Origin of the sequence: Acidaminococcus fermentans DSM 20731 (assembly GCF_000025305.1) — a bacterium.
Lineage (GTDB): Bacteria > Bacillota > Negativicutes > Acidaminococcales > Acidaminococcaceae > Acidaminococcus > Acidaminococcus fermentans.
The window spans coordinates 506,301-532,745 of the sequence record NC_013740.1 but is presented as its reverse complement, the minus strand read 5'-3'; the positions used below and the strand labels follow the sequence as shown (position 1 = coordinate 532,745).

Here is a 26,445-nt window from a genome sequence, read left to right as displayed (position 1 = left end):
TTTACATGGAACCTTTCAGTTCCAGATTGATCAGATTGTTCATTTCCACCGCATATTCCAGAGGCAGAGCCTTGGAAACCGGATCCACAAAGCCCCGTACCAGCATGGCCCGGGCTTCATCCTCGCTGAGGCCGCGGCTCATCAGGTAGAAGATGGCTTCATCGGAAATCCGGCCGATCTTGGCTTCATGGCCCAGATCCACATTGTCGTTCTTGATCACAATGGCCGGAATGGTATCGGACTGGGACTGTTCATCCAGCATCAGGGATTCGCAGCTCACATTGGATTTGGATCCTTCCGCACATTCGTTGATCACCACGCTGCCCCGGTAAATGCACACCCCGCCGTCCTTGGAAATGGACTTGGAGTTGATGTTGCTGGTGGTGTGGGGGGCATTGTGGACCACTTTGGACCCGGTATCCAGATACTGCCCCTTGCCGGCAAAGGTGACCCCGGTGAATTCACAGTGGGCTCCTTCCCCGTTGAGGATGCTCATGGGATACAGGCAGGAGGTGTGGGATCCAAAGGACCCGGTCACCCAGTTGATGGTACCGTTCTTCCCCACAATGGCCCGTTTGGTGTTCATGTTGTACATGTTCTTGGACCAGTTTTCAATGGTGGAATAGGTCAGGGTGGCGTCATCCCCGATGAACAGTTCCACCGCCCCGGCGTGGAGGTTGGCCACGTTGTACTTGGGGGCGGAACAGCCTTCGATGAAATGGACCTTGGCACCTTTTTCCACAATGATCATGGTATGTTCGAACTGGCCGGCTCCCGGTGCGTTCAGCCGGAAATAGCTCTGGAGGGGAATGGAAACATCCACCCCTTCCGGCACGTACACGAAGGATCCCCCGGACCATACCGCCCCGTGGAGAGCCGCAAACTTGTGGTCCGTCGGCGGAATCAGCTTCATGAAGTGCTTCCGGACAATGTCTTCATATTTCTTGACGGCCGTGTCGAAATCAGTGTAGATGACCCCCTGCTGCACCAGTTCGTCCTGGATGCTGTGGTACACCACTTCTGAATCGTACTGGGCTCCCACCCCGGACAGGGAAGTCTTTTCCGCTTCCGGGATCCCCAGACGGTCAAAGGTATCCTTGATGTCTTCGGGCAGGTCGTTCCAGTTGGCACTCATCCGGGCATTGGGCCGCACGTAGGTGACGATGTTGGCCATGTCCAGGCCGCTGATATCCGGGCCCCACACCGGATAGGGGATCTGGTAATACAGATCCAGGGATTTCAGCCGGGCATCCAGCATCCATTGGGGTTCATCCTTCTTGGCGGAGATTTCCCGGACCACATCCGGCGTCAGCCCGGCTTCCGTCTTGTATTCGTGATTGGAATCCTTTTTGAAATCGTACATGTTGCTGAAATCAGTCAACGCGTCGATGGTCTTCCGTTCTTTCTGCAGTTTCTGTTCGTCAGCCGCGGTTTCCCCGGCCAGCGCTGCTTTCTTTTCTTCGGTCATTCTGCTCACCCGCCTGTTATTTCTTGTAAGCGTCGTAGCCGTTGGCTTCGATTTCTCCGATCAGGGAAGCATCCCCGGTCTTCACGATCCGGCCGTTGATCAGCACATGGACCACATCCGGATGGAGTTTTTGCAGGATTTCGCTGTGATGGGTGATGATCAGCAGGGAGTTGTTTTCGTCATGGTATTTGTTCACTGCCTGGGAAACGATCCGTACGGCATCCACGTCCAGACCGGAATCGATTTCATCCAGCAGGGTCAGTTTCGGTTCCAGCATACACATCTGGAGGATTTCATTCTTTTTCCGTTCCCCGCCGGAGAACCCGTCATTTACATACCGTTCCGCATAGCTCCGGTCCATGGACAGGGCATCCATTTCCTGGTGGAGTTTCTTCCGGAAAGGCATGATCCGCTGTTTTTCCCCGGAGATGGTGCCTTTGGCGTTGCGGATGAAGTTTTCCACGGTAATCCCCTGGACGGAGATGGGAGCCTGGAAAGCCATGAAGATCCCGGCTTTGGCTCTTTCGTTCACCGGTTCGTGGGTGATTTCTTTTCCTTCAAAGTAAATGTGGCCTTCGGTCACAACGTATTTGGGGTTGCCCATAATGGTGTTGAACAGGGTGGATTTGCCGGCACCGTTGGAGCCCATGATCACATGAGTTTCACCCTTGTTGATGACCAGATCCAGGCCTTTCAGGATTTCCTTACCTTCAACGGCAACTTTCAATCCTTCCACTCGCAATAATTCACTCATACTAACCTCTCCTACCCACAGGCCCTTCAACGCCTGTGTACTGAATTTAAACCTTCTTTGTATCTTACCGCTCCGGATCCCGCCCTGCGCAAAGGAACGGAACCGTGGGGAAATAAGAAAAGGGATCGGATCCCGGTTCTACTGTAATCAAAAAATATTCACCTGAATCCTTTCCCTATTATAAATGATTTTCCCTGGTTCGACAATATATCATAGTGCAGTCAGGGGAATTTTTTTGAAGATTTTTTGAAAAATCCTGTTAGAGATGAAACAGAAAAAGAGGGACTGTGAAAAAATGAGAAATCATTTTTTCACAGCCCCTTTTTTGACAGCTGACCGTTGACCAATCCCTTTATCCTCACCCCAGAATCAGATACAAAATATACACATTGATCATGGCGGCGATGCCGGTTACCAGGGTCCCCATGGTCTGGGCCCGGTAGCCGTCCTGGACTTCCATGTCCCCGAAGTTGGTGACCACCCAGAAATAGGAGTCATTGGCATGGGACACCGTCATGGCACCAGCCCCGATGGCAATAACCGTAATGGCGGCCAGCATGGGAGTCCCCAGTCCCAGGGTCCCCATGAGGGGTGCCATGATCCCGGCCGTAGTGGTGATGGCCACGGTGGAAGACCCCTGGGCCGTCTTCAGGATGGCGGACAGCAGGAAGGGGAAGAAAATCCCCAGGCTGGCCAGGGTGCTGGAATTGGCCTTGATGAAGGCCACCATGCTGGTGGAAGCGATGACCTTCCCCAGTACGCCGCCGGCGGCGGTGATGAACAGGATGGGCCCCACCACTTTCAGGGTGTCATCGGTAATCTGGTAAAAGGCTTTCATCTTGTCCTGGATGCTGCTCTGCATCAGGACCAGGATCCCCAGGAGCACCCCTACGCTAATGGCGATGATGGGCGTCCCCAGGAAGGTGATGATATCCGTCCGGTTCCCGCTCATGGCCATGGCACTGGACAGCCCCATGAGGATAATGGGAACCACGATGGGGGCAAAGCTCATAAAGGCACTGGGCAGCTGGCCATAGCTTTTGATCAGGTCTTCATAGGTCTGCTGGGTCTCTGCGGGATCCGCTCTTTCCGCCTGTTCTTCCTTGGATTTCACTTTGGAGCCGATATAATTGGCATAGAAATAGGCGGCGATCATGGGCAGGATGGAGGACGCAGTCCCCAGCCCGATAATCAGGATCAGGTTGGGTTCCATGCCCATCCCTTCATAAATGGTGTTGGCAGCGGCAATGGGCCCTGGTGTGGGCGGAATGAAGCAATGGGAGATATACAGCCCCATGGACATGGCCACAGCCGTTGCCACCGCAGAGCAGTGGGTCCGGCGGACCAGCGCCTTCCGGATGGGGTTCAGGATGACGAACCCACTGTCACAGAACACCGGAATGGATACGATCCACCCCATGATCAGTACAGCCAGGCTGGTGTTGTTCTTCCCCACCAGGCGCACCACGCAGTCAGCCATTTTCAGGGCCGCCCCGGTCTTTTCCAGGATGGTCCCGATCAGGGCCCCCATGATGATCACGATGCCGATGCTGGTAAAAGTCCCGGCGAACCCGGCACTGACCACATCAGCGATTCCCAACACTTTCCCGTGCTTGACCAGAGGGATTCCGCCGATCAGACCGAAGATCACGGAAACACCCAGGATAGCCAGGAAAGGATGGATACGGAATTTGGAAATGGCTACGATCATAACGATGATGGCAATCACAAAAGCAAAAATTAACGGTAAGCCAGTCATTTTCCACACATCCCCTCAAAAAAGTTAGAATATTTCGGCCTCTCGGATTATAGTATACGCTGTTTCCCAAAAATGTAAACTGTTTTTTCAGCGGCCGGACTCTTTTCTTCTTTTTCTGTTCCCTTTTCTTCCCGGAAAAGGTATCATAGAAGAAAAACGTCCAGGGAGGAAAACTGCCATGACCAAAGGGATCAACCAGAAACAGAAGATGCTGTACCTGGAAAAGATTTTCCAGGAGGAAACCGATGATGACCACGGTCTCACCCTGCAGCAGATTGCAGAATGGCTCCAGAAACACGGGGTCAATGCGGACCGGAAGACCCTGTACAGCGATTTTGACGAACTGCGGAACTTCGGTCTGGACATCATCAGTTCCAACAGCGGACGGAACTGCACCTACCACCTGGGCAAACGGGAATTCGAACTGGCCGAACTGAAGCTGCTGGTGGATTCCGTCCAGGCCGCCCGGTTCATCCCGGATAAAAAATCCCATGCTCTCATCAGGAAACTGGAAAAACTGGCCAGCCGGGAACAGGGAAAAAGTCTCCAGCGCCAGGTGGTCATCGCCGGCCGGGTGAAGACCATGAACCGGAACGTGTATCTGACCGTGGACAAACTCCACCAGGCCATCAACACCAATGTCCAGGTCCGCTTCCACTATACCCGGTGGAACACCCGGAAAGAACTGGTGCCCCGGAACAAGGGGAACTGGTTCCAGGTCAGTCCCTGGCTGATGATCCTGTCCGATGAAAACTACTATCTGGCCGCTTACTATGGGGAAACCGGAGAAATCCGCCACTACCGGGTGGACAAGATCAAGGATCTGGAACTGCTGGAAGACCAGCCCCGGGAAGGCCAGAAAGCCATTGCCCAGCTGGATATCCCCAAATATGCCAATATGCATTTCGGCATGTTCAATGGAGAACAGACCGATGTGGAACTGAAAATCAGCCAGGACAAGGTGGGCATATTCATCGACCGGTTCGGCAAGGACATCATGCTGGTCCCCGACGGGCCGGACCAGGTGCGGCTGACGGTAAAAGTGGAAGTCAGCGACCAGTTCCTGGGCTGGATCATGGCCCTGGGGACCGGAGTGGAAATCACCAGTCCCGGCTGGGTGCGGGAAAAGATGGTCAAGGAAGCAGAACGGATTTTGGGAGTATATAAATAGAGGGGGGCGCCAGGCGCCCCCCTCTGTTTGTCAATGGTCAATTGCTGATGGAAAGAACCCGTGGCTGACAGGTTCTTTCTAATAAAAACAGGACTGTGCTTTTCTTTTCATCCTTTGCTTGTTTTGAGTTCTTCTGGAGAGGCAAGGACAAACCAAAGGCGCGTCCGATCCAGCATCATACAATGAAAGGCAGCCGCAGCCCGGCGGCCCATTTCCCTTTCCACGCACAAAAAAAGCACACCGCTTTCACGGTATGCTCACTTTTGAATGGTGCGGGCAAGAGGACTTGAACCTCCACGGGGTTGCCCCCACTAGCTCCTGAAGCTAGCGCGTCTGCCAATTCCGCCATGCCCGCATATGAAATTTGTTGTCGAGCCCTCTCGTTTTTCCCCGCGTGTTTGGAAAGTTGGTGCGGTTGGCGGGACTTGAACCCGCATGAGGTTTCCCTCACCAGCCCCTCAAGCTGACGCGTCTGCCTTTCCGCCACAACCGCAAAGTTGTGTGATTGCTGAGGTGAAAAGTTTGGTGCGGGCAAGAGGAATTGAACCTCCACGGGGTTGCCCCCACTAGCTCCTGAAGCTAGCGCGTCTGCCAGTTCCGCCATGCCCGCTTGTTTGTTTCTCAATCGGCAACAAAGAAATAATACCACAATCGGGAATTCCCGTCAATAGTTTTTTAAAGTTTTTTTGTATAAATTTTGGTAGTTGTTCCGGTCGTCCAAAACCTTCTGCACATAGGCCCGGGTGTCGCTGAAGGGAATCTGGGAGATGCTGTTGAAATCATAGCCCCAGCCGTTGTCCTTCATCCATTCCTTCACCGTGCCCCGGCCTGCATTGTAGGCCGCCAGCATCAGCACTTCATTGCCGTGGAATTCATGTTCCAGTTCCGCCAGATACCAGCAGCCGAATTTGATGTTGAGCTCCGGCTTCAGCAGCATGGAATCCCGGAAATTGGGGAAATCCGTGCATTTGGCGATCCATGCGCCGGTTTCCGGAGTAATCTGCATCAGGCCCAGGGCCCCGGCCTTGGATTTGGCCTCCGGTTTGAAATTGCTTTCATTTTTGATCACAGCCACTGCCAGAAAAGGATCCACCCGGTACTGGGCGCTGTACAGATGGATTTCCCGGGCATAGGGCCAGTTGTACACGAATTTCCGCTGGGCCGTATCCGTTTTCCAGCCAAAATAGCCGGCCACCATCAGCAGCAGGAAAATCAGCACCACCGGCAGACATCCTGGCCGTTTTTTGTTTCTTTTCCGTTCCAATCCTATCCCTCACAATATATCTGCTGCGCCGTTGGAGGAAACATCCGCTTTCCGACCGGCGCTCATTCTTTTTTATCTATTATCATATCAAATCTGCTGATGGTGTTTCAACCGCTCTTTGCAACAATCCGGTAAACTCAGGGGAGGATCCGTGCCAGTTCCCGGTCCACCTGCCGGTACAGGGCCTCCAGGCTGCCCTGGTTGTCCAGGACCACCTGGGCTTTTTTCTTTTTTTCTTCCAGAGACATCTGCTTCCGGATCCGGTCCGTCACTTCTTCCCGGGTCATGCCGGACCGGATCATGGCCCGTCGGATCTGCTCCTCTTCCGGGAGGTAGACCAGCCATACGGTATCCGTCACCTTTTCCCAGCCGCATTCCAGCAGCAGCGGAGCATCCAGGATCACCACCGGATCCTGCCGGTGGGCAGCCAGGAACCCATCCCTTTTCTGCTCCACTGCCCGGTGGACGATGGCATTCAGCTGCTGCAGGACCCCGGGATCATGGAAAGCCCGCCGGGCCATTTCCTTCCGGTCCAGTTCCCCTTCCGGGGTCAGGATCCCTTCCCCGAAAGCATCCGTCAGCTCCCGGAGACAGGGGGACCCGGCCTTTTCCACCTCCCAGGCCGCTCCGTCCGCATCGAATACGGGAATCCCCTTTTCTTTCAAATAGGCACTGACGGTGCTTTTTCCTGAAGCAATGCCTCCGGTAAGACCAATGACTGTCATGGCGTCCTCCTTATTTCTGGCAGTGGGGACAGTATACGCTGCCCCGTCCGGCCACTTTGATCTGTTTCAGCAGGGTGCCGCAGCGCCGGCAGGGCAGCCCCTTCCGGTGGTACACCTGGAGATACCGGCTGTTGTCCCCCATTTTCCCATCCGCATCCTGATAGTTTCGGAAGGTGGTCCCGTGATGCTCCAGTCCCTGATGGATCACCGCCCGGACTCCGAGGGTCAGAGCTTCCCATTCCTTCCGGGTCAGGCGGTTCACCCGGCGGGTGGGTCGGATCCCGGCGGCGAACAGGGCCTCATCCGCATAGATGTTCCCCAGGCCGGCGATCACGGACTGGTCCAGGATGAACCCTTTCACCACCGTGGTTTTCCCTTTGGCTCTGGCCCGGAGGTACTCTGCGGTGAGGGCCGGTTCCAGAGGTTCCGGTCCCAGGCTTTCATACCCCTTGTCCCTCCAGCCGTCCTCTCCCACCAGAGCGGCCACCCCAAAGGTCCGGATATCCGTAAAATACAGGTTCTCCCTCCCGGACAGGAAAAAGGCCATCCGGGTGTAGGGCGGTTCCTGCTGGTCCTTGGGCAGGGCCAGCAGGGCGCCGGTCATCCGGAGATGGACCAGCAGCCAGTCGCCCCCTTCCAGTTCCAGCCCCAGGTATTTGCCCCGACGCCGGACACCGGTGAACCGGGCTCCCTGGAGCCGGCGTGCAAAGGCGTCCGGATCCGGGTGGAGGATCATTTTGGGCAGATCCACCCGGACCTTTTCGATGGTTTTTCCCACAATATGGGGCAGCAGGCTGATCCGCACCTGCTCCACTTCCGGCAGTTCCGGCATGGCATCCTCCTTACTTGGCCCGGGCCCAGTTCTTCCCTACGGCCACATCGGCCACCAGGGGAACGGCCAGATCCACGGCATGTTCCATGGTTTCCTTGACGATTTTCCCTACGGTTTCCTGTTCAGCCGCCGGGATTTCCAGTACCAGTTCGTCGTGGACCTGGAGCAGCACCCGGCTCTTCACCCGGGCTTCCTTCAGGTTCCGGGCCACCTTCAGCATGGCCACCTTGATGATATCCGCCGCCGTCCCCTGGATGGGGGTATTGATGGCAGTCCGTTCCGCAAAGCTCCGGCGGTTGAAGTTCTTGGCGTTGATGTCCGGCAGATACCGGCGGCGGCCGAACAGTGTCTCCACATAGCCCATTTCCCGGGCCTTCTGTTTTTCCCGTTCCATATACGCCTTCACCCCGGTGTACCGGGCAAAATAGCTTTCAATATATTGGGCCGCTTCGCCCCGGGGCACCCCCAGCTGCCGGGCCAGGCCGAAATCGCTGATGCCGTAGATGATCCCGAAGTTCACCGTCTTGGCCTTGCTCCGCATGTAGGGCGTCACCTGGTCCAGGGGCACTCCGAAAATTTCCGAAGCCGTCCGGGCATGGACATCCTGGCCGTGGCGGAAGGAATCCAGCAGCAGTTCGTCCTGGGCGATGCTGGCCATCACCCGGAGCTCCACCTGGGAATAGTCGCAGCTCATGAGCAGGTCGTACCCTTCCCCGGGCACGAACATTTCCCGCATCCGTTTGCCCACTTCTGTCCGGGTGGGGATGTTCTGGAGATTGGGTTCCGTACTGGACAGACGGCCGGTGACTGTTGCCATCTGGTTGAAATGGGTGTGGATCCGTCCGGTGGCAGGGTTGATCAGGGGATGGAGCCCCAGAAGATAGGTGGAAAGCAGTTTGGACAGCTGCCGGTAACTGATCAGGGTTTCAATCAGAGGATGTTCTCCCTGGAGGGCTTCCAGAACGGACACATCGGTGGAATACCCGGTCTTGGTCTTTTTGATGATGGGCAGCCCCAGTTTTTCAAACAGCAGCACCCCCAGCTGTTTGGGGGAATTCAGGTTGAACTGTTCTCCTGCCTGATCCCAGGCCTGCTGTTCCAGTGCCTGGACCTTTTTCGTCATTTCCCCTGTGACCTCATCCAGCATGGCCTGGTCCACCGCAATGCCGGTAAACTCCATTTCCGCCAGATTTTCCGTCAACGGCAGCTCGATGTCTTCATAGAGCCGGGTCAGTCCCCGTTCCTCCAGCTTTTCCCGGAGCACCGGCACCAGGGCCGCCGTATCCTGGGCCCCTTCTCCGCTGGCGGCGGGCAGGAATTCTTCGCCCAGTGCCTGGATTCCGTATCCGGAGGCGCCCGGTTCGTAGAGATAGCCGGCCAGAGCCGGGTCATCGGTAATGCCCTGGAGATTCTTTCCCTGCCCCATCATGTATTTGTACAGTTCTTTGGGATCCGCTGCCGCCTTGGAGATGGCAGGATCCTGGAGCAGGGACAGTACCGCTTCCTTCCCGGCGGTTTCCGGGCAGAACACATAGTGTTTCCCGGCAAAGGCCAGATCCAGCCGTTCCATTTCCAGCACCGGCAGGCTGCCCTTCAGCTGCCAGGCCAGGGCCACCTGTTTGCCCCGGGCGCGGATTTCTTCCACCAGAGCTTCCCCCTGGGCATCGCTGGTGATTTCCACCGTATCCAGGGTTTCCGCCGCCACCGGCTGCCCGAACAGGGAAAGGGGATCGCTGCTGCCGGCGTCCGTCCCGGCGGCACAGCCCAGTACCGGTACGAACCGGTCCCACAGGTTCTTGAACTGGAGTTCCTGCATCAGCTGCCGGCTTTCCTCCGTAAGCCCGGTGAGCACATAGGCTCCGGGATCCCGGTCGATGGGCACCTGGAGACAGATGGTGGCCAGGTCCTTGGACAGAAGGGCCTGTTCCCGGTTGTTCCGGAGTTTTTCCTTCAGGGCCTTGCCTTTGACTTCTTCCGCATGGTCCAGGACATTTTCCACCGTCCGGTATTCCGTGATCAGCTTCAGGGCCGTTTTGGGCCCCACCCCGGGCACTCCGGGGATATTGTCGCTGGTATCCCCCATCAGCCCTTTCAGATCGATGATCTGCCGGGGCTGCAGCCCCTGGTATTCTTCCCCGAAGGCTTTTTCATCATAGACGGCGATATTGGAGATGCCCTTTTTGGTGAACAGCACCTGGACATTGCCCTTAATCAGCTGGAACTCATCCCGGTCCCCGGTGACGATCCGTACCTGCACATTCTCCGGAGCCCCGCTGGACAGGGTTCCGATAATGTCATCCGCTTCATAATTGTCCACTTCCAGGGTGGGGATCCCCATGCTCTGGAGCAATTGGATGGACAGGGGGAACTGTTCTTTCAGTTCCGGAGGGGTGGCTTTCCGCTGTCCCTTGTATTCCGGGAATTTTTCTGTCCGGAAGGTTTTCCGGGATTTGTCAAAAGCCACCAGCATATAGCTGGGCTGGATTTCCTGGAGCAGCTTCAGGATCATGTTGCACAGGCCGTACACCGCCCCGGTGTTCACGCCGTTTTTATTGGTCAGGGGCGGCAGCGCGAAGAAAGCCCGGTGGATCAGGCTGCTGCCGTCGATGAGAAGGAATTTTTCGTCCATGTCGCACCATCCTCAGTGTATTCTAATTCCTTCCATTATATCATACTTGCCCCCGTTCATCGTGAACCGTTGCCGATATACCCGGATGCTCTAATTCATGGCATTTCAGTATGCTTATAAATACTGTTCTATTTTTGTACAAAACGATACAAAAATGAATATATTCATATTTTGTATACTGGATATTAAATTCATTAGCTTGACGGTAAAAAAAGATAGTGATAGCATTTTCTAAGATAAAATGAAATTGGGCCTGTCCGGAAAGGACAGCTGATTTTTTGGGGAGGTTTTTGATTATGGAATACAAATTTGCCAAACGCATGGCCGGGATGCAGGCTTCCGCCGTCCGGGAAATCCTGAAGGTGACCCAGCGTCCGGAAGTGATTTCCTTTGCCGGAGGACTGCCGGCACCGGAACTGTTCCCGGTGGAGGAAATCGGCAAAGTCTGTCAGGAAGTCTGCGCTGCGGAAGGCCACAAGGTGCTCCAGTATGCCACCACGGAAGGCCGTCCTTCCCTGCGGGCCAAGATTGCCGACCGGATGAACCGGAAATACAAATCCCATCTGGGTGCCGAAAACATCCTGATCACCACTGGTTCCCAGCAGAACCTGGATATGGCCGGGAAGATTTTCTTTGACGAAGGGGATGTGGTGCTGATGGAAAGCCCCACCTACCTGGCAGCCATCAACGCTTTCAAGGCCTACCAGCCCGTATTCAAGGAAGTCCCCACTGACGACAAAGGGATGATCCCGGAAGAACTGGACAAGATCCTGGCGGAAACGCCCCGGGCCAAACTGATCTACGTGATCCCGGATTTCCAGAACCCCACTGGCATCTGCTGGAGCCTGGAACGGCGGCAGAAATTCATGGAAGTGGTCAACAAATACAATATCCCCGTACTGGAAGACAACCCCTATGGGGAACTCCGGTACGAAGGGGAAACTCTCCCCTCCCTCCAGAGCATGGACACCAAGGACCTGGTCATGGCCATGGGGACCTTCTCCAAGACCTTCTGCCCTGGTCTGCGGATTGGCTGGCTGGCGGCTCCCGTCACCCTGATGAAAGAATTCGTCAAGGTAAAACAGAGTGCTGACCTGCACACCTCCGCCTTCGATCAGGCCATCATCGACCGGTACATGGATGAATACAGCCTGGATGAACATGTGGCAGAAATCAACAAACTGTACAAACACCGCCGTGACCTGCTGCTGAAGACCATGGAAGAAACCTTCACCGACGGCACCACCTGGACCCGTCCGGAAGGGGGCCTGTTCCTGTGGCTGACCTTCCCGGAAGGAGTCAGCGCCCGGAAGGTCTTCGACAAATGCATCGAAAAGAACGTGGCCGGTGTGCTGGGCGAATTCTTCTATCCCAACATCAAGAACGACCGGCACATGCGGATCAACTATTCCAACATGCCGGATGACCGGATTGTGGAAGGGGTCAGACGGATGGCGGAAGCGCTGAAGGAAATCAAAGAAGGGAAGTAAAATAAAAAAAAGGGCTGTTGCACGTGAAAAATACGTGTGTAACAGCCCCTTTTTTATTTCCTCGGCCAGCAGGGGGTATCGATCCCCAGGATTTTCTTTCCGTCAAAGGGTTCGGTGCTGCCGCTGACAAAGTGGCGCTGAGCTTTCAGCACGTACTGGAAGCCTTTGTACAGCAGAGGCACGTTGCAGTAGACCATGACGATGTTGGCCAGATCGGAGAAGGCCCACAGGTTGCTCAGGTCATAGCCGGCAATGTTCACCAGGATCCCGAAAGCGGCCACCAAAAGACACAGGCAGCGGACGGCAACGATGACCCGGGGATTTTGGCTCAGCCGGGCCGAAGCGATTTCCGAGAAGGAAATCATCCCAATCAGGCAGGTATAGGCGAACAGGCAGAAGCACAGGGTCAGGGCCAGTGTCACTGCAGTGTTGATGCCCGCCGTAGGGGTCATGCTGGTTACGGACAGCAGATACCTGGGCAGCTTGCCGGCGGCTTTCCAGGCCGTGGGATCCTGGGTCCAGGCATGGGCCATGATCACAATGAACCCGGTCATGGTGCAGATGATGTGGGTATCCAGGAACACCCCGGCAGCGGACAGAAGTCCCTGTTCACAGGGATGTTCATCATCGGCGGAAGCCGCGGACATGGTAATGGTTCCCTGGCCGGCTTCGTTGCTCATGAGCCCCCGTTTTACCCCTTGTACCAGGACGGTGCCGAACACCCCGCCGAAAAAGGCTTCCGGCCGGAAGGCCCCGGTAAATACCGCTTCAAAGAAATAGGGAACGGACTGGACATTGGTCACGATCAGCAGCACCGTAGTGGCCACATAGATCACGGCCATCACCGGCACCATGGCATTGGTGGCCCGGGTGACTTTCTTGATGCCCCCGAAAGCCAGCACAGCCGTAAAAAGCAGGACCACCGCCGCTGTTCCGTAATAAAAGAACGATTTGGTGGGAACCTCCACCCCGGAAACCAGGGATCCGATGGCGCCCACGGAAGAAACCACATTATATCCCTGGGCCGGCAGACAGCCCAGGGCATAGAAAATGTACAGCAGGGAAAGAAAAATCCCCACAGTCCGGCTGCCGCCGAACAGGGCCCTGCCGTAAAAAGGCAGACCGCCTACAAACTGTCCCCGGCGTTTTTCCTTGAACAGCTGGGCCATGGTCCCTTCCACAAAGGCGGTACCCATACCGAAAAAGGCGGAAACCCACATCCAGAACAAGGCTCCCGGTCCTCCTACGGAAATGGCCCCGGTGACTCCCAGGATGTTCCCAGGACCCACCCGCATGGCGGAACTGAGCATAAAGGCGGCCAGAGGCGATATCCCCGTTTCTGCACTGCGCCGGCGGATCAGGAGACGGATGGCCTCCCCCATGTGGGTCAGCTGGATGCAGTGGAGCCGCAGGGTAAAGTAGATCCCCGACCCCACCAGGACGATAATGGCGAACGAAAAGCTTCCCAACAAAGGCAGATTTTTGTACCAGGAAAACTGGGTGGGAATGTCCCAGAAAAAGTCAGAAAGGGGGCCGACAAACTTCAGAACGGAATTGATCCATGCAAACAAATTTTCCATGAGCATCTCCCTCATTCGTATTTGATTTCTTTTACTATAACACAGTCTGAAAGATTTTCAACAAATTCAGGCATATTTGTGAAATGACAGGAGAAATATGATAAAATAAAACATATTTTTTAAACCAACCTACAATTTCTGAACAAAAAGGAGTCGATTATGGAACCTGTTGATGTGGGGATTCTTTCCCTGCTGCCCCCGATTATTGCCATCTCTCTTGCGCTTGTCACCAAAGAAGTGATTTCTTCCCTGATGCTGGGGATCCTGTCCGGCGGCCTGATTTATGCAGCTGCTTCCGGCGGCGGTCTGGTGGCCATGAGTTCTGCCGCTTTTGAAATCATGTCCAAGACCGTAGGGACCCCGGACAAATTCAATATCATCCTGTTCCTGGCCCTGCTGGGTGCCCTGGTCTGTGTGGTGAACAAGGCCGGCGGTTCCCAGGCCTACGGCCAATGGGCCACCCGGAAGATCACCAGCCGGCGGGCCGCGGAACTGGCTACCAGTATCCTGGGCATCCTGATCTTCATCGATGACTACTTCAACTGCCTGACCGTGGGTACAGTCATGAAGCCGGTGACGGACAAATACCGGATTTCCCGGGCCAAGCTGGCATATATCATCGATACCACCGCCGCCCCCGTCTGCATCATCGCCCCCATTTCCAGTTGGGCGGCAGCCGTGGGCTCCACGCTCTACGAAACCGGAGCCTTCCCCAACGAAATGTCCGCCTTCTTCGCCACCATCCCCTACAACATGTATGCCATCCTGTCCATCCTGATGGTCACCGTCCTGTCCCTGACGGATCTGGAATTCGGTCCCATGGCCAAAGTGGAATACCTGGCGGAAACCAAGGGTGAACTGGGGGCCATTGACCAGAAGGCCGCCCAACAGCAGCAGCCGGTAACCGCCAAAGGCACGGTGTATGACCTGCTGATTCCCATTGCCGCCCTGATTGTCTTCACCATCCTGGCCATGCTCTACAACGGCGGATACTGGTCCAAGGGGCTTTCCTTCCAGGCAGCCATCGGCAACAGCAACTCTTCCGCCGCTCTGGTACTGGGCGGATTCTGGGCCCTGCTGGTGGCCTTCTTCCAGTTTGTTCCCCGGAAACTGCTGACCTTCCGGCAATTCATGGACAGCATCGGTGCCGGGATCAACACCATGGTGCCGGCCTACATCATCCTGACCCTGGCCTGGACCATTGGCACCCTGTGCCAGAACTACCTGGGAACCGGGAAATTCATCGGCATGCTGGTCCAGACCAGCCACCTGCCCATGGAACTGCTGCCGGCCATCGTCTTCCTGGTGGCCGCCGGCCTGTCCTTCTCCATCGGCACCGCCTGGGGCACCTTCGGACTGTTCATCCCCATTGTAGTGTTCATCTGCCAGTCCGCCACCCCCACCATCATGACCGTCACCCTGTCTGCCACCCTGGCCGGCTCCGTGTTCGGGGACCACTGTTCCCCCATTTCCGATACCACCATCCTGTCCTCTTCCGGGGCCGGCTGCAGCCACATCCAGCATGTGGGCACCCAGATCCCCTATGCCTGTGTGGTGGCCGCCTGCTGCTTCGTGGCTTACCTGGCTGCCGGTTTTTCCGGCGGCAGTGCCCTGCTGACCCTGGTCACCGGCATCGGCCTGCTTCTGTTGTCCCTGTTCCTGCTCCACAGACGAGCGAAGAGGAGATTGGCGAAATGAAAAAGGGGACTGTGAAGAAATGAATTTCTCATTTCTTCACAGTCCCCTTTTTATTCCAGCGTTTGGAGTTGTGGTGATCCCGCTCTTACTTCACAATGGTCACCGGGCAATGGGCACTCTGGGATACTTTGGTGCTGACACTGCCCAGGAAGAATCCGGCCAGCACACCCATGCCCCGGTTCCCCATGATGATCAGATCCGTATCGTCCTTTTCCGCTTCGGCACAGATCCGTTCTGCCGGATCGATGTCCACCACTTTCTTGAAGGTGATTCGTTCATACCCTGCCTTCTTGGCTTCCTTTTCCGCTTCTTCCAGCGGAGTGGGCGCCGCGGCTTCCACCGGGATCACATTGCCGTTCTTGTCTCTCCGAGGAGGTTTGATCCGGCTCAGGTCATAGGGCACATCGATATTGATGACAATGATTTCCGACCCGAATTTGCCGCCGATCTCCATGGCAAATTCCAGGGCACGGAGCGCAATCTTCGAACCGTCTACAGGAACCAGGATTTTGTTGATCATAGAGACTCCTCCTTTGCAGGAACTTGTATTCCCTTTATTTTACGATCAGTACCGGTACGTCGGCATACTGGGAAACCTTGCTGCTGACGCTGCCCAGGAAGAACTCGGCAATGCCGCTGAGACCCCGGCTGCCAATGACGATAGCCGTGCATTTCTTTTCCTTGCACACGGCCAGGACCCGTTCGGACGGATGACCCACTTCCAGGTCGAATTCCGCTTTGCCCTTGAAGTCCTTCAGTTTTTCCTTGGCCGTATCCAGTACGCTGTTGCCGATTTTCGTCAGTTCTTCATTCCCCTGACTGATGGTAGCCTGATCCAGGGGCACCACCAGCATGGCCGAATTGTTGTAGGGCTGGATCACATTGACCACCAGCAATTCGCCCTTGAAGGCCTCTGCCAGTTCTTTGGCTTCTGCCAGAGCTCTCCAAGAAGTTTCGGAACCATCCACCGGAACCAAGATTTTTTCAAACATACAACCACCTCCAACGCATTTTCCTTTACATTTCTTTTCTTACTATAGTATATATTCACCGCAAGACTGTAAAACCCTGCTTCTTTTCAAAAAAATTGCTGCCGAAGCAGCAATTTTTTTGCCCGTTATGAAAAACTGTTATTTTACCACCACAACCGGAACTTTGGCATACTGGGAAACCTTGCTGCTCACACTGCCCAGCAGGAATTCCTCCACGCCGCTGAGGCCCCGGCTGCCGATGACGATGGTATCACAGCCTTTTTCCTTGCATGCATCCAGGATCAGTTCCGCCGGATTCCCGGTTTCTTCCAGATATTCCACATCCCCTGCGTAACTGCCCAGTTTATCCTTGGCCATATCCAGGGTGGCAAAGCCGGCCTTTTTCATGGCTGCATTGTTCTGATCGATCAGGGTCTGATCCAGGGACATCTGCAGGAAGCTGCCGGACCCATAGGGGATCATCACCGTAATCACCAGCAGCCTGCCATCATATTTTTCCGCCAGGGATCTGGCAGTATCCAGTGCCTTCCAGGAAGTCTGGGAGCCATCCACCGGTACCAGGATTTTTTTGAACATAGACATGCCTCCTTTATTTCACCACAAGAACAGGAATTTCCGCATACTGGGTCACCTTGGTGCTGACGCTGCCCAGCAGGAATTCCGTGATCCCGCTGAGGCCCCGGCTGCCCATGACCACCGAATCAGCCCCTTCTTTCCGGGCTACGGAGAGGATCAGTTCCGCGGCATTTCCCTCTTTTTCCACAAAATCTGCCTTCCCGGCAAAACCTGCCTTTTCCAGTCTGGCCTTGGCATCATCCAGCACATCGAGGCTGGCCTTTTTCATGGCCTTCAATGCCTTTTCCAGGACCACCCGGTCCAGATGCATGGACATGCTGCTGATGGCGTCATAAGGTTCCACCACATTGACGACCACCAGGTCCCCTCCATACTTTCCAGCCAGAGAAGCTGCCGTATCCAATGCCTTCCAAGCCGTCTTGGATCCATCCACCGGAACAACGATCTTCTGGAACATACCAACACCTCCCGTCATTTCACCACAAATACAGGAACTTCCGCATACTGGGAAACTTTGGAGCTGACACTGCCCAACAGGAATTCGGTGATCCCGCTGAGCCCCCGGCTGCCCATGACCACTGAATCACAGCCATCTTCCCGGGATTTCTCCAGGATCAGTTCCGCCGGATTCCCAGCTTTTTCTTCATAGGAAACCCCGCCTTTGAAGTCATATTCCGTGAGTTTTTCCTTTGCTGCATCCAGGATCGCCAGGCTGGCTTTCTTCAATTCCCGGTTGCTGCGGTCCATGATGTTTTCATCCAGGGTAATCTGGAACAGGCTGAGGCTGTCATAGGGTTCCGTCACGGTGAACACCTGCAGCTCTCCCTGGAATTTTTCTCCCAGGACAGCCGCTGTTTTCAGGGCTTTCCATCCTGTTTCAGACCCATCTACAGGGACCAGGATTTTCTGGAACATCTGCTCATCCCCTTCCTTGTTCTTTATGGATAGTATTCGTCTTTTTGGAAAAAATCCCTTTTATTTTTTTACTTTTTTCTGATTTCTTTTCTGGTACCGGCGCATTTTCCGGTCCGGAGTGAAGCCGTTCTGTCTCCGGGCAAGTTCCAGGGGTTCCGGATTCTCTTCATACTTTTTCCGGGCATACAGGAACAGCCCCACCACCGCCAAAATGGGCAGAGCGGCCAGCACCCAGCGAAGAGGCTCTCCCTGGATCACTACCAGGAAATCCCAGCCCACCACACAAAGAGGCGTCAGGATATACTGGACCACCTTGGATCCCTTGAAAAACCGCAGGGTCAGACCGTAGCAAAGCACGGCCATACAGAAAGAAACTACGGACAGCATTACCACAAAGAGAAAAAATTCCATATGATCAAAACCTTTCCAGTATGTTTTCAGTGTCAGCTGTGCCGGACTTCTTCTCCGGAGACCTGATTGAGGCCCGGAGGAAATCCGTCAGCCGCGGTTACAGCATGATATGATTGGCATTGGCATTTTCGTGGAGGGCCTGCATTTCCGTCAGCACCAGGTTGGCCAGATCCACATGGCGCTGTTCCTGGAGATAGCCATGGTAATGGGACGGCCTGGCACCTGCGCCGGTATTCAGCATACCCGGCACCACTTTTCCCTCCCCGTCAAAGGAATACTGGGCATAGATGGGGATCACATGGCTGGTTCCATCCCAGTATCCGGCTTTTTCATCCTCTCCGGGTTTCTCATTGAGGACTCTCATCTGGAAGATGACAGGAGGAAGATTCCCTGTACGGTGATTGATGAACTGGTACAATTTTGAAGTGGCTTCCACGAAAGCCTTCTGGTGATTCTTTTCATCGATGACCAGAAGGCGGCGTCCCTTGCCCCCGATCAAACTCAGACTGCCGTTGGGATCATGCCCATAGGACGTGGCCAGGACTTTTCCGGAAATGCCTTCCTGTTCCATGATTTTCTGGACGGTCCCGATGGAGTCATTGGCTTCCTGTTTCTCCGCCGTTTTTTCCTTCTTTTCCTGTTTGGCTTCCTGGGCCGCTATGGCTGCCGCCTGGGAAGCATCCCGGGATTTCTGCTGCTGGATATAAAAAGCGCCGCCTCCCAGGAGCAGCAGCACAACGAGCCCTCCCGCCAGGATCCTGTTTCTGCTGCCGGAAGCCGGTTTGCTTTCAACCGGTCCGGCCGTCTGTGTTCCCCCTGCTCCCTTGCTTTCTGTTTCCGGAACCGCTTTCCCACAGGAAGGGCAGAACCGCACACCCGGTTCCAGTTCCTTCCCGCAATGAGGACAAAATCTGACCATCGTTCCCGACCTCCTGTCATTTGCTTTCCTGTTTATTATAGCAGAACAAAGGGAGTGCGGCACGTGCAGCACCCCCTTTGTTCTGTCAGCCGGCTGCTGACAGCTGACCGTTGACAAAATACAACCCCTACCCCAAAATCACGCTCCCGATGGGATAGCCCACGAAGGTCATGGCCAGGATGGCCAGCAGGGCGAAGATACCGCCCCAGACGAACATATCCCGGGCTGTGGTCCAGCCGGACCCGATGGCCACCGTATTGATGGTGGACTGGCCCGCCGGGGTCATGTTGCAGATACCGGCCCCGAAGCCGATCAGGCAGACCACCGCTCCCACGGAAATCACTCCTGCCGGCAGGGCCTGGCACACGGACAGGGCCACGGCGCTGACCACGGTGGTGGTGACGATGTTGGAAGAGAAGTTGGTCTCCAGCACGCACCAGGCAAAGAAAAACAGGATCAATCCCAGTACGGGCAGCCCGCTGGCCACGGGAGCCAGCATGCCGCTGAGCCAGGCCTTGATGCCCATTTCATTGTGGGTCAGGGCGGAACCCAGCATGGTGGCCGCCCCGGTCATCACGATGGAAGCCCACAGCACTCCCTTGGTCATCACTTCTTTAAAATTCATGATGGGTTTCCCCTCATGACGGGCAATGAACAGGATGATGCAGCCCAGAAGGGGAGGCATGGCCGTGGTCAGGCTGCTGATGCTCTTGTAAAGGCCGGGATTCCAGCCCTTCACCAGACTGGGCCCCACCCACAGCAGGACCGTCAGGGCCATGGTCCCCAGGATGATCTTTTCCCGGCTGTCCGCCCGGGGCACCGTTCCCCGGAGCCCCATTGCCTTCTGGGGATCGATGGCGTGGATATCCGCCGGACGGAACAGGAATTTGAATACCAGCAGCAGCAGGACCACCAGGAGCACCCCGGTGGGGATCCCCATGGCCATGTACTGGAACTGGTTCACATCCCGGCCGGTGGCCGCCGTATAGTACCCCATGGCCATGGTGGGCCACACATGGCCGATGGCGGTCATCCCGGAGGACAGGCTGATGCAGAAGGCCGTCCCCAGCATGATCATGTTGGCGGAAGGACTCCCCTTCTTCAGCCCCAGCACCTGGAAAATATCTTCCAGGAAGGGCATGAAGGCCACAAACAGCACGGAGGGCGAAATGAACAGCCCCATGAAGGTGACGGCAAAGAACAGGAAGGCCACAAAGGACCAGGGCCCCCGCCGGGCAATGGCGTTGGTGATGAAGGTCACCGTGCAGCGCCGGACGAAATGTGTCTGGGAGAGGGGATACACCAGCATAAAGGTGAACAGCAGAAAGGCCACCGTGGTGTTCCCAAAGGTTCCCTTCAGGGTGTTCCCAAATCCGAAATGGGGCAGGAAACCCAGCAGGAACACAGTGATCAGGCTGGGCCAGTCAATGGAAATGGTGATCCACATCATCAGGGAAGTAAGGAAAATCCCCAGAACAGCCAGCCCTTCCTGGGTCAGGGGCGCCGGAGCCGGCAGGAAGCGGACGGCGAAACCCGCAGCCAGAGAAGCTGCCAGCCAGAATATGTCTTTTTGTGATTTTGTCATGGCAGCCTCTTATTCGTTCTTCAGAATCTGGAAATCCTGACTTTCCTTGGACAGCTGGAACATGAGCTTCTGCATGTTGGTTTCGCTGAGATCTCCCAGGATGGTCAGATCAAAGGTCACGGTCTTTTCCGGTTTGTTGAAATGGAGCAGTTCCATGTACTGCATATTGTATCCGTAATCTCCCACCATGTTCAGGATGCTGCTCATGGCGTTGGGCTGATCCGGACGGGTGAGCCGGACCACCACCCGGGTGCCTCCGGGCCGGATTTCAATGTTTTCGGCCAGTTTGGCAAACAGCTGGGGATTCCAGTCAAAGAGCATGCCATACTGGTACATCCGGCTGGTCTCCATGATTTTCCGCACCACCGCCAGATATTCCGGCAGCCGGTCTTCCGGGACTCCCTGGGACAGTTTTTTCAGGATGGCCTGTTCCCGGTCCGCCCGGTAAATATTGATTTCCCCGGCTTCCTGCTTGGCTTCCGCCACCATTTTGGAGCAGTCCAGCCGTTCCATGAGAAGAGAACGGATCTGGGGGTCGATGGCATCGATTTTTTCACGAACCTGATCAAGTTTCATAACAATTCTTCCTTTCCTACCCTGCTTCTGGATTTTTTCCCATTATAACAAAGGGGGTGCTGCAAGGCAACACCCCCTTTCCTTCACACCGCCGTGCAGGGTTCCGCACCCAGCAGGGCTTCTTCTTCTTCCTCCACCTGACGGGCCGGTACCCGTTCCAGCCATTTCAGGTCGTACGGTTCGAATTTGCAGTGGGCATAGGCGTCCACATCCATCACCGTCCCATCCCAGTCAGAATCGATCCGGCCGTTCTGTTTGATCAGGATATCGTACAGGATGGCATAGGTCTTCCCATCCTCCGGATCCTTTTCCACAATGGTGCTGTAGGGCAGGGTCTTGTGGTACACCAGTTCCAGATCCTTGTAACGGAAATGGAAACCGCAGCGCATCCGGCAGCCGTCCAGTCCCGTATAGCAGGCCACCTGCTTCAGATCCCGGAGGATCTGGTCATGAGGCTCGTCATACAGGTTTTCCGGCGTGGTTTCCGTATAGTCGAACCGGAACTGGATGGAAGGGGCATGGACCTTCCGGAACCGTTCCATAAAGGGAATCAGCTGATCCTTGGGATACTTTTTGTACAGCACGCAGTTGATCCGGAACCGGACCGGCAGACGGGCCAGCATCTGGTCGTTGGACTCTTCCACATAATGCTGCATGTGCCGGGAAATGTTCAGACAGGTGATTTTCCCCGCATTTTTTTTCAGGAAAGCCAGGACTTCCTCTTCACTCTGTTCCCGGCTCACCGGCAGGGTGGTGTTGATGTACACCTTGTGGGTATCGGACACCTGGTCCAGCATCGCCTGGAGGCTTTTCAGGTTGGCCAGCGGTTCCCCGCCCGTGAAAACGAAATCACAGTAGGGAGTCAGGGCATCCATTTTCCGGATGCTCTGGCAAATGGCTTCCAGGGAAAACCCCGTCATATCCGCATATTCTTCTTTATTCACACAGAACGGGCAGTGGTTCCGGCAGTCATACGGCACGAAAACGGTCACCGTGGCCCCGCCGCTGCGGGTCTTGTACGGATGGACGGCTGCTTCCACTGCGGTTTTTTCTCTCTTGATCATGGTCAATCCCCTCGAACTTCTATTCCGGCCCCACCGGGGACCGAAGGCAAACTTTACATACGAATCTAGCTTATATTTTACCATAAACCGTGAAAGTGTTCCAATTTTTTCAGAAGAACTTCCATGGTATAATAAAACCATGAAAAGGAGGCATTTCCATGATTTCCATCATCCCGGAAGGGTTCAACGATTTTTCCTGCAAAGGAGGAGCCTGCCGCCACACTTGCTGCCAGGTGTGGGAAATCGACATCGATGAAGATACGGCGGCGTACTACAGTCAGCTGCCGGGAAAACTGGGAGACGATCTGCGCCGGGCCATGGTCCGGGAAAAAGACGGTACCTGGCACTTCCGGCTGAATCCGGAGGGGTACTGTTACCTGCTGGATCCTGACGGTCTCTGCCGGGTAATCAAAGAACAGGGAGAAGACGCCCTCTGTGACATCTGCACCGTCCATCCCCGGTTCTTCACCTACGTGTATGAATACATTCTCTGCGGCACCGGTCTGTGCTGTGAAAAGACCTGCGAGATTCTGTCCGCCCTCCCCGGCCCTCTCCACTTCACCCAGGAAGAAACCGGGGAATCGTTTACCTTTCCGGAGCTGCTGGAAGAAATGGGACTGGAAGCCCTGCCGGAAGACAGCCTCCATTTTGCCCCGGATCTGACCCTGGAGGAACTGAAACGGATCATCCGGGACCTGGGAGCCACGGAACCCATTGACGCTGCCTGGACAAAGGACCTGGCGGCCATCCGGGAAAATCTCCCGGCCGCTCTGGACCGGTACCGGGCCTATACGGAAAAAACGTCTCTGGCCTTTTTCGACCGGCTGTACCAGTTCATCTTCTACCGGCAGCTGGATCAGGAAGAACCATACGGCATGGAGCTCCTGGCCCGGTACGCCCTGGACAGCACCCGGTTCATCCTGCTCCAGGCCGCCCGCACCGGGGATCCTCTGGAAGCCGCCCGCCGCTGGTCCGAACAGATTGAATATGATACGGAGAATGTAGGTCTGCTGCTGTCGCAGCAGACCTGACAGCAAAAAGGGATGTTGCACATGAAAAATATATGTGCAACATCCCCTTTTTCACTTCTTATGAAACTCTTCCAGCTCCAGGGACGTATCCGCGTGGAGCATTTCCTGCGCCAGTTTGTCCGGATAGGGATTGGCGTAGACGATCCGCTTGATGCCGGCGTTGATCAGGATCTTGGAACATACCACACAGGGCTGATGGGTGCAGTACAGCGTGGCCCCCAGGGTGGATACCCCGTTCACCGCCGCCTGGATCACCGCATTCTGCTCCGCATGGATGCCCCGGCACAGTTCGTGGTTCTGTCCGCTGGGCACATGGAGCTTCTCCCGCAGGCAGCCCACCTGTTCACAATGGGGCAGCCCCTTAGGGGTCCCGTTGTACCCGGTGGCCAGGATCTGCCTGTCCTTCACCAGTACGGCTCCCACCTTTCTCCGCAGGCAGGTGGACCGCTTGGAAACCACTTCTGCGATTTCCATGAAATAACTGTCCCAGTCAGGTCTTTCCATGGCTTATTCCACCGTCCCGAACACCCGGTCCCCGGCATCTCCCAGGCCCGGTACGATGTATCCGTGCTCGTTGAGATGGTCATCCAGGGCTGCAGTGTAGATGGGAACATCCGGATGTTCCCGGTTCACCAGTTCCACCCCTTCCGGAGCGGCCACCAGACACATGAACCGGAAGTGTTTGTATCCTTCTTCCTTCAGCATGGTCAGGGCTGCTGCCGCACTGCCGCCGGTGGCCAGCATGGGATCGATAAGGATGATTTCCGCATCCTTGTCCTTGGGGATCTTGCAGTAATATTTGATGGGTTCCAGGGTTTCCTCATCCCGGGTCAGGCCGATATGACCCACCCGTGCTTCCGGGATCAGGTCCAGCACCGCGTCCAGGAAGCCCAGCCCGGCCCGGAGGATGGGCACTACGGTAATGCCGCTGATATCCAGGGCATAGCCGGTGGTTTCCGCAATGGGTGTGGTCACCGGCACTTCCCGGATGGGCAAATCCCGGGTCACTTCAAACAGCAACAGCTGGGCAATTTCATCCAGCAGCCGCCGGAAGTTCCGGGGAGCTGTTTTTTTATCCCGCAAATGGGTCATCTTTTCTTTGATCAGAGGATGGTTCACAACATGGATTTGCATGGATTTCAGGCTCCTTTCCCAATTACAGATTCGGATAGAGAGGATGTTTGTCGCACAGGACGGCCACCCGGGCAGCCGCTTCCTTCTGGGCTTCTTCTTTCCCGGGATTGCTCAGCACCAGGCCGATGATCCGGGCCACTTCCCGGAAGTCCTCTTCCAGGAATCCCCGGGTGGTGGCAGCCGGTGCACCCAGACGGATGCCGCTGGTCACAAAGGGACTGGCCGGATCATTGGGGATGGTGTTCTTGTTGCAGGTGATGCCGATGGCATCCAGCATATGTTCCGCATCCTTGCCGGTCAGGTTCTTGGACCGGGTATCCACCAGCACCAGGTGGTTGTCCGTGCCGCCGGAAACCAGCCGCAGGTCCTGTCTGGTCAGCTCATCCGCCATGGCCGCCGCATTTTTGATGATCTGTTTCTGGTAATCCCTGAATTCCGGTTTCAGAGCTTCACCCAGCGCCACCGCCTTGGCAGCGATGATGTGCATCAGGGGACCGCCCTGGGTGCCGGGGAATACTGCCTTGTCGATCTGTTTGGCGTATTTTTCCGGGCACAGGATCATGCCGCCCCGGGGTCCCCGGAGGGTCTTGTGGGTGGTGGTGGTCACCACGTCCGCATAGGGAACCGGACTGGGATGGAGCCCGGCTGCCACCAGACCGGCAATGTGAGCCATATCGATCATCAGGAAGGCTCCCACTTTGTGGGCAATGGCCGCCATCCGTTCAAAGTCGATAATCCGGGGATAGGCGCTGGCCCCGCCGATGATCATTTTGGGCCGGCATTCTTCCGCGGTCTTTTCCAGTTTGTCATAATCGATCCGTTCCGTTTCCGGATCCACCCCATACGGGACGATGTGGAAATATTTCCCGGAAATATTCACCGGGGATCCGTGGGACAGATGGCCCCCTTCAGACAGGTTCATGCCCATCACCGTATCTCCCGGCTGGACAAAGGCAAAGAACGCCGCCAGATTGGCATTGGCACCGCAGTGGGGCTGCACATTGGCATGTTCCGCACCGAACAGCTCACAGGCTCTCTGCCGGGCCAGTTCTTCCACCTTGTCCACGAATTCGCAGCCCCCATAATACCGGTGGCCGGGATACCCTTCCGCATACTTGTTGGTGAGGACCGTGCCCATGGCTTCCATCACCGCGGGAGATACGAAGTTTTCCGAAGCAATCAGCTCGATCTTGTGCCGCTGTCTGCCCAATTCATCTCCGATTGCGGCGGCAATCTGAGGATCTGCCTGACGCAGTTCCTGGTTGTTCATCTCGTTTCTTCCTCCTTGTTGGATAGGTACGGAACGGGCCGGGGCCCTCCGTTTTATTTGTAGACAGCCCGTTCCCCACCGATGAGAGGCGGACGGGTCCGTGCTGCCGTCAGCACCGCATTGCCCAGTTTCTTCCGGGAAAGGCGCACCGGCACCGCCACCCGCTTCAGGTGCATGCCGATCAGTGTCTGGCCGATATCCAGTCCCATATCCGCCTGGATTTCTTCCACCACCACCGGATTCTTCAGTTCATTGTACGCAGTGGCGGCAAAAGCGCCGCCGGCATGCTCGATGGGACGGACCGTCACCTGCTGCCAGCCGAATTTTTCCATGGCTTTCTGGTCCACCACCAGGGCCCGGTTCAGATGCTCACAGCACTGGGCGGCCAGGATCATCTTGTGTTTCCGGCACACTTTCCGCAGGGTGGTGTACAGCACCTTAGCCACTTTCATGGAGCCGCCGGTGCCGATTTTGTTCCCCAGCACCTCGCTGCTGCTGCAGCCCACCACCAGGACCTGGCCGGATTTTCCCTTGGCCACACTGATCAGTTCTTCCGCGTCTTCTTCGATTTCCTGTGCAAGGGCTTCCAGATTCATGCCATC

26 protein-coding genes and 3 tRNA genes are annotated in these 26,445 nt (G+C 55.8%); 4 read left to right on the top strand and 25 right to left on the bottom strand.

The window, feature by feature from the left end; translation table 11 throughout:
* Position 1: 1 nt before the first annotated feature.
* The 3 genes from sufB to ACFER_RS02375 form a co-directional block, all read right to left on the bottom strand.
* Complete coding sequence (sufB, locus tag ACFER_RS02385; protein ID WP_012937843.1) at positions 2-1,468, bottom strand: Fe-S cluster assembly protein SufB; 1,467 nt, start codon at positions 1,466-1,468, stop codon at positions 2-4.
* A 16-nt stretch (positions 1,469-1,484) separates the two neighbouring features.
* On the bottom strand, positions 1,485-2,222 hold the full coding sequence (gene sufC, locus ACFER_RS02380) for a Fe-S cluster assembly ATPase SufC (protein ID WP_012937842.1): 738 nt from the start codon (positions 2,220-2,222) through the stop codon (positions 1,485-1,487).
* 358 nt (positions 2,223-2,580) lie between these two features.
* Positions 2,581-3,981: a GntP family permease gene (locus ACFER_RS02375; RefSeq protein WP_012937841.1), complete on the bottom strand. Its 1,401-nt coding sequence runs from the start codon at positions 3,979-3,981 to the stop codon at positions 2,581-2,583.
* A gap of 178 nt (positions 3,982-4,159) precedes the next feature.
* Here ACFER_RS02375 and ACFER_RS02370 point away from each other — a divergent pair, with 178 nt between their 5' ends.
* Complete coding sequence (locus ACFER_RS02370) at positions 4,160-5,152, top strand: helix-turn-helix transcriptional regulator (protein ID WP_012937840.1); 993 nt, start codon at positions 4,160-4,162, stop codon at positions 5,150-5,152.
* 268 nt (positions 5,153-5,420) lie between these two features.
* Here ACFER_RS02370 and ACFER_RS02365 read toward each other — a convergent pair.
* From ACFER_RS02365 to polA, 7 genes are all read right to left on the bottom strand, one after another.
* A tRNA-Leu gene (locus ACFER_RS02365) sits at positions 5,421-5,507 on the bottom strand.
* A 52-nt stretch (positions 5,508-5,559) separates the two neighbouring features.
* A tRNA-Leu gene (locus tag ACFER_RS02360) sits at positions 5,560-5,645 on the bottom strand.
* A gap of 30 nt (positions 5,646-5,675) precedes the next feature.
* Positions 5,676-5,762: transfer RNA gene (locus tag ACFER_RS02355), tRNA-Leu, on the bottom strand.
* 54 nt (positions 5,763-5,816) lie between these two features.
* The gene (locus ACFER_RS02350; protein ID WP_012937839.1) at positions 5,817-6,416 is read right to left on the bottom strand and encodes a lytic transglycosylase domain-containing protein; all 600 of its coding nucleotides are present in this window, start codon (positions 6,414-6,416) and stop codon (positions 5,817-5,819) included.
* A gap of 137 nt (positions 6,417-6,553) precedes the next feature.
* Complete coding sequence (gene coaE, locus ACFER_RS02345; RefSeq protein WP_012937838.1) at positions 6,554-7,141, bottom strand: dephospho-CoA kinase; 588 nt, start codon at positions 7,139-7,141, stop codon at positions 6,554-6,556.
* Between the two features lie 10 nt (positions 7,142-7,151).
* The gene (gene mutM, locus ACFER_RS02340; RefSeq protein ID WP_012937837.1) at positions 7,152-7,973 is read right to left on the bottom strand and encodes a bifunctional DNA-formamidopyrimidine glycosylase/DNA-(apurinic or apyrimidinic site) lyase; all 822 of its coding nucleotides are present in this window, start codon (positions 7,971-7,973) and stop codon (positions 7,152-7,154) included.
* A 10-nt stretch (positions 7,974-7,983) separates the two neighbouring features.
* Positions 7,984-10,602: a DNA polymerase I gene (gene polA, locus ACFER_RS02335; RefSeq protein ID WP_012937836.1), complete on the bottom strand. Its 2,619-nt coding sequence runs from the start codon at positions 10,600-10,602 to the stop codon at positions 7,984-7,986.
* 296 nt (positions 10,603-10,898) lie between these two features.
* On the opposite strand from polA, the gene ACFER_RS02330 reads away from it, so the two are divergent.
* Complete coding sequence (locus ACFER_RS02330; protein WP_012937835.1) at positions 10,899-12,092, top strand: aminotransferase-like domain-containing protein; 1,194 nt, start codon at positions 10,899-10,901, stop codon at positions 12,090-12,092.
* A 53-nt stretch (positions 12,093-12,145) separates the two neighbouring features.
* Here the strand turns inward: ACFER_RS02330 and ACFER_RS02325 are convergent, their stop codons facing one another.
* A complete protein-coding gene (locus ACFER_RS02325; RefSeq protein ID WP_012937834.1) occupies positions 12,146-13,672 on the bottom strand; it encodes an alanine/glycine:cation symporter family protein in 1,527 nt (508 codons plus the stop codon).
* Between the two features lie 159 nt (positions 13,673-13,831).
* Between ACFER_RS02325 and ACFER_RS02320 the strand changes: the two genes are divergently transcribed.
* Positions 13,832-15,370, top strand: a complete 1,539-nt coding sequence (locus ACFER_RS02320) for a Na+/H+ antiporter NhaC family protein (protein ID WP_012937833.1) — start codon at positions 13,832-13,834, stop codon at positions 15,368-15,370.
* Positions 15,371-15,455: 85 nt separating this feature from the next.
* Here ACFER_RS02320 and ACFER_RS02315 read toward each other — a convergent pair whose 3' ends face one another.
* The 10 genes from ACFER_RS02315 to ACFER_RS02270 form a co-directional block, all read right to left on the bottom strand.
* Complete coding sequence (locus ACFER_RS02315) at positions 15,456-15,890, bottom strand: universal stress protein (protein WP_012937832.1); 435 nt, start codon at positions 15,888-15,890, stop codon at positions 15,456-15,458.
* 34 nt (positions 15,891-15,924) lie between these two features.
* Complete coding sequence (locus ACFER_RS02310) at positions 15,925-16,362, bottom strand: universal stress protein (protein ID WP_012937831.1); 438 nt, start codon at positions 16,360-16,362, stop codon at positions 15,925-15,927.
* Between the two features lie 138 nt (positions 16,363-16,500).
* Positions 16,501-16,938 (bottom strand): universal stress protein, encoded by a 438-nt coding sequence (locus ACFER_RS02305; RefSeq protein WP_012937830.1) that lies wholly within the window; start codon positions 16,936-16,938, stop codon positions 16,501-16,503.
* Positions 16,939-16,951: 13 nt separating this feature from the next.
* Positions 16,952-17,395: a universal stress protein gene (locus ACFER_RS02300; protein ID WP_012937829.1), complete on the bottom strand. Its 444-nt coding sequence runs from the start codon at positions 17,393-17,395 to the stop codon at positions 16,952-16,954.
* Between the two features lie 14 nt (positions 17,396-17,409).
* On the bottom strand, positions 17,410-17,853 hold the full coding sequence (locus ACFER_RS02295) for a universal stress protein (RefSeq protein ID WP_012937828.1): 444 nt from the start codon (positions 17,851-17,853) through the stop codon (positions 17,410-17,412).
* Positions 17,854-17,913: 60 nt separating this feature from the next.
* Positions 17,914-18,264, bottom strand: coding sequence for a hypothetical protein (locus ACFER_RS02290; protein ID WP_012937827.1), 351 nt, complete (start codon positions 18,262-18,264; stop codon positions 17,914-17,916).
* Between the two features lie 97 nt (positions 18,265-18,361).
* Positions 18,362-19,183: a zinc ribbon domain-containing protein gene (locus ACFER_RS10765; RefSeq protein ID WP_012937826.1), complete on the bottom strand. Its 822-nt coding sequence runs from the start codon at positions 19,181-19,183 to the stop codon at positions 18,362-18,364.
* 127 nt (positions 19,184-19,310) lie between these two features.
* Complete coding sequence (locus ACFER_RS02280) at positions 19,311-20,768, bottom strand: SLC13 family permease (RefSeq protein ID WP_012937825.1); 1,458 nt, start codon at positions 20,766-20,768, stop codon at positions 19,311-19,313.
* 9 nt (positions 20,769-20,777) lie between these two features.
* On the bottom strand, positions 20,778-21,344 hold the full coding sequence (locus ACFER_RS02275) for a chorismate mutase (RefSeq protein ID WP_012937824.1): 567 nt from the start codon (positions 21,342-21,344) through the stop codon (positions 20,778-20,780).
* An 83-nt stretch (positions 21,345-21,427) separates the two neighbouring features.
* Complete coding sequence (locus ACFER_RS02270; RefSeq protein ID WP_012937823.1) at positions 21,428-22,408, bottom strand: 4Fe-4S cluster-binding domain-containing protein; 981 nt, start codon at positions 22,406-22,408, stop codon at positions 21,428-21,430.
* Between the two features lie 158 nt (positions 22,409-22,566).
* On the opposite strand from ACFER_RS02270, the gene fliB reads away from it, so the two are divergent.
* The gene (fliB, locus tag ACFER_RS02265) at positions 22,567-23,439 is read left to right on the top strand and encodes a flagellin lysine-N-methylase (RefSeq protein ID WP_012937822.1); all 873 of its coding nucleotides are present in this window, start codon (positions 22,567-22,569) and stop codon (positions 23,437-23,439) included.
* 51 nt (positions 23,440-23,490) lie between these two features.
* Here the strand turns inward: fliB and ACFER_RS02260 are convergent, their stop codons facing one another.
* Genes ACFER_RS02260 through ACFER_RS02245 form a run of 4 tightly spaced genes read right to left on the bottom strand, consistent with a single transcriptional unit; the run spans position 23,491 to position 26,439 of the window.
* Positions 23,491-23,943: a deoxycytidylate deaminase gene (locus ACFER_RS02260; protein ID WP_012937821.1), complete on the bottom strand. Its 453-nt coding sequence runs from the start codon at positions 23,941-23,943 to the stop codon at positions 23,491-23,493.
* Positions 23,944-23,946: 3 nt separating this feature from the next.
* On the bottom strand, positions 23,947-24,573 hold the full coding sequence (upp, locus tag ACFER_RS02255) for a uracil phosphoribosyltransferase (RefSeq protein WP_012937820.1): 627 nt from the start codon (positions 24,571-24,573) through the stop codon (positions 23,947-23,949).
* A gap of 22 nt (positions 24,574-24,595) precedes the next feature.
* Entirely contained in the window at positions 24,596-25,843 is a 1,248-nt protein-coding gene (gene glyA / locus ACFER_RS02250; protein WP_012937819.1) for a serine hydroxymethyltransferase, read from the bottom strand.
* 53 nt (positions 25,844-25,896) lie between these two features.
* A complete protein-coding gene (locus ACFER_RS02245) occupies positions 25,897-26,439 on the bottom strand; it encodes a TIGR01440 family protein (protein WP_012937818.1) in 543 nt (180 codons plus the stop codon).
* Positions 26,440-26,445 lie beyond the last annotated feature (6 nt).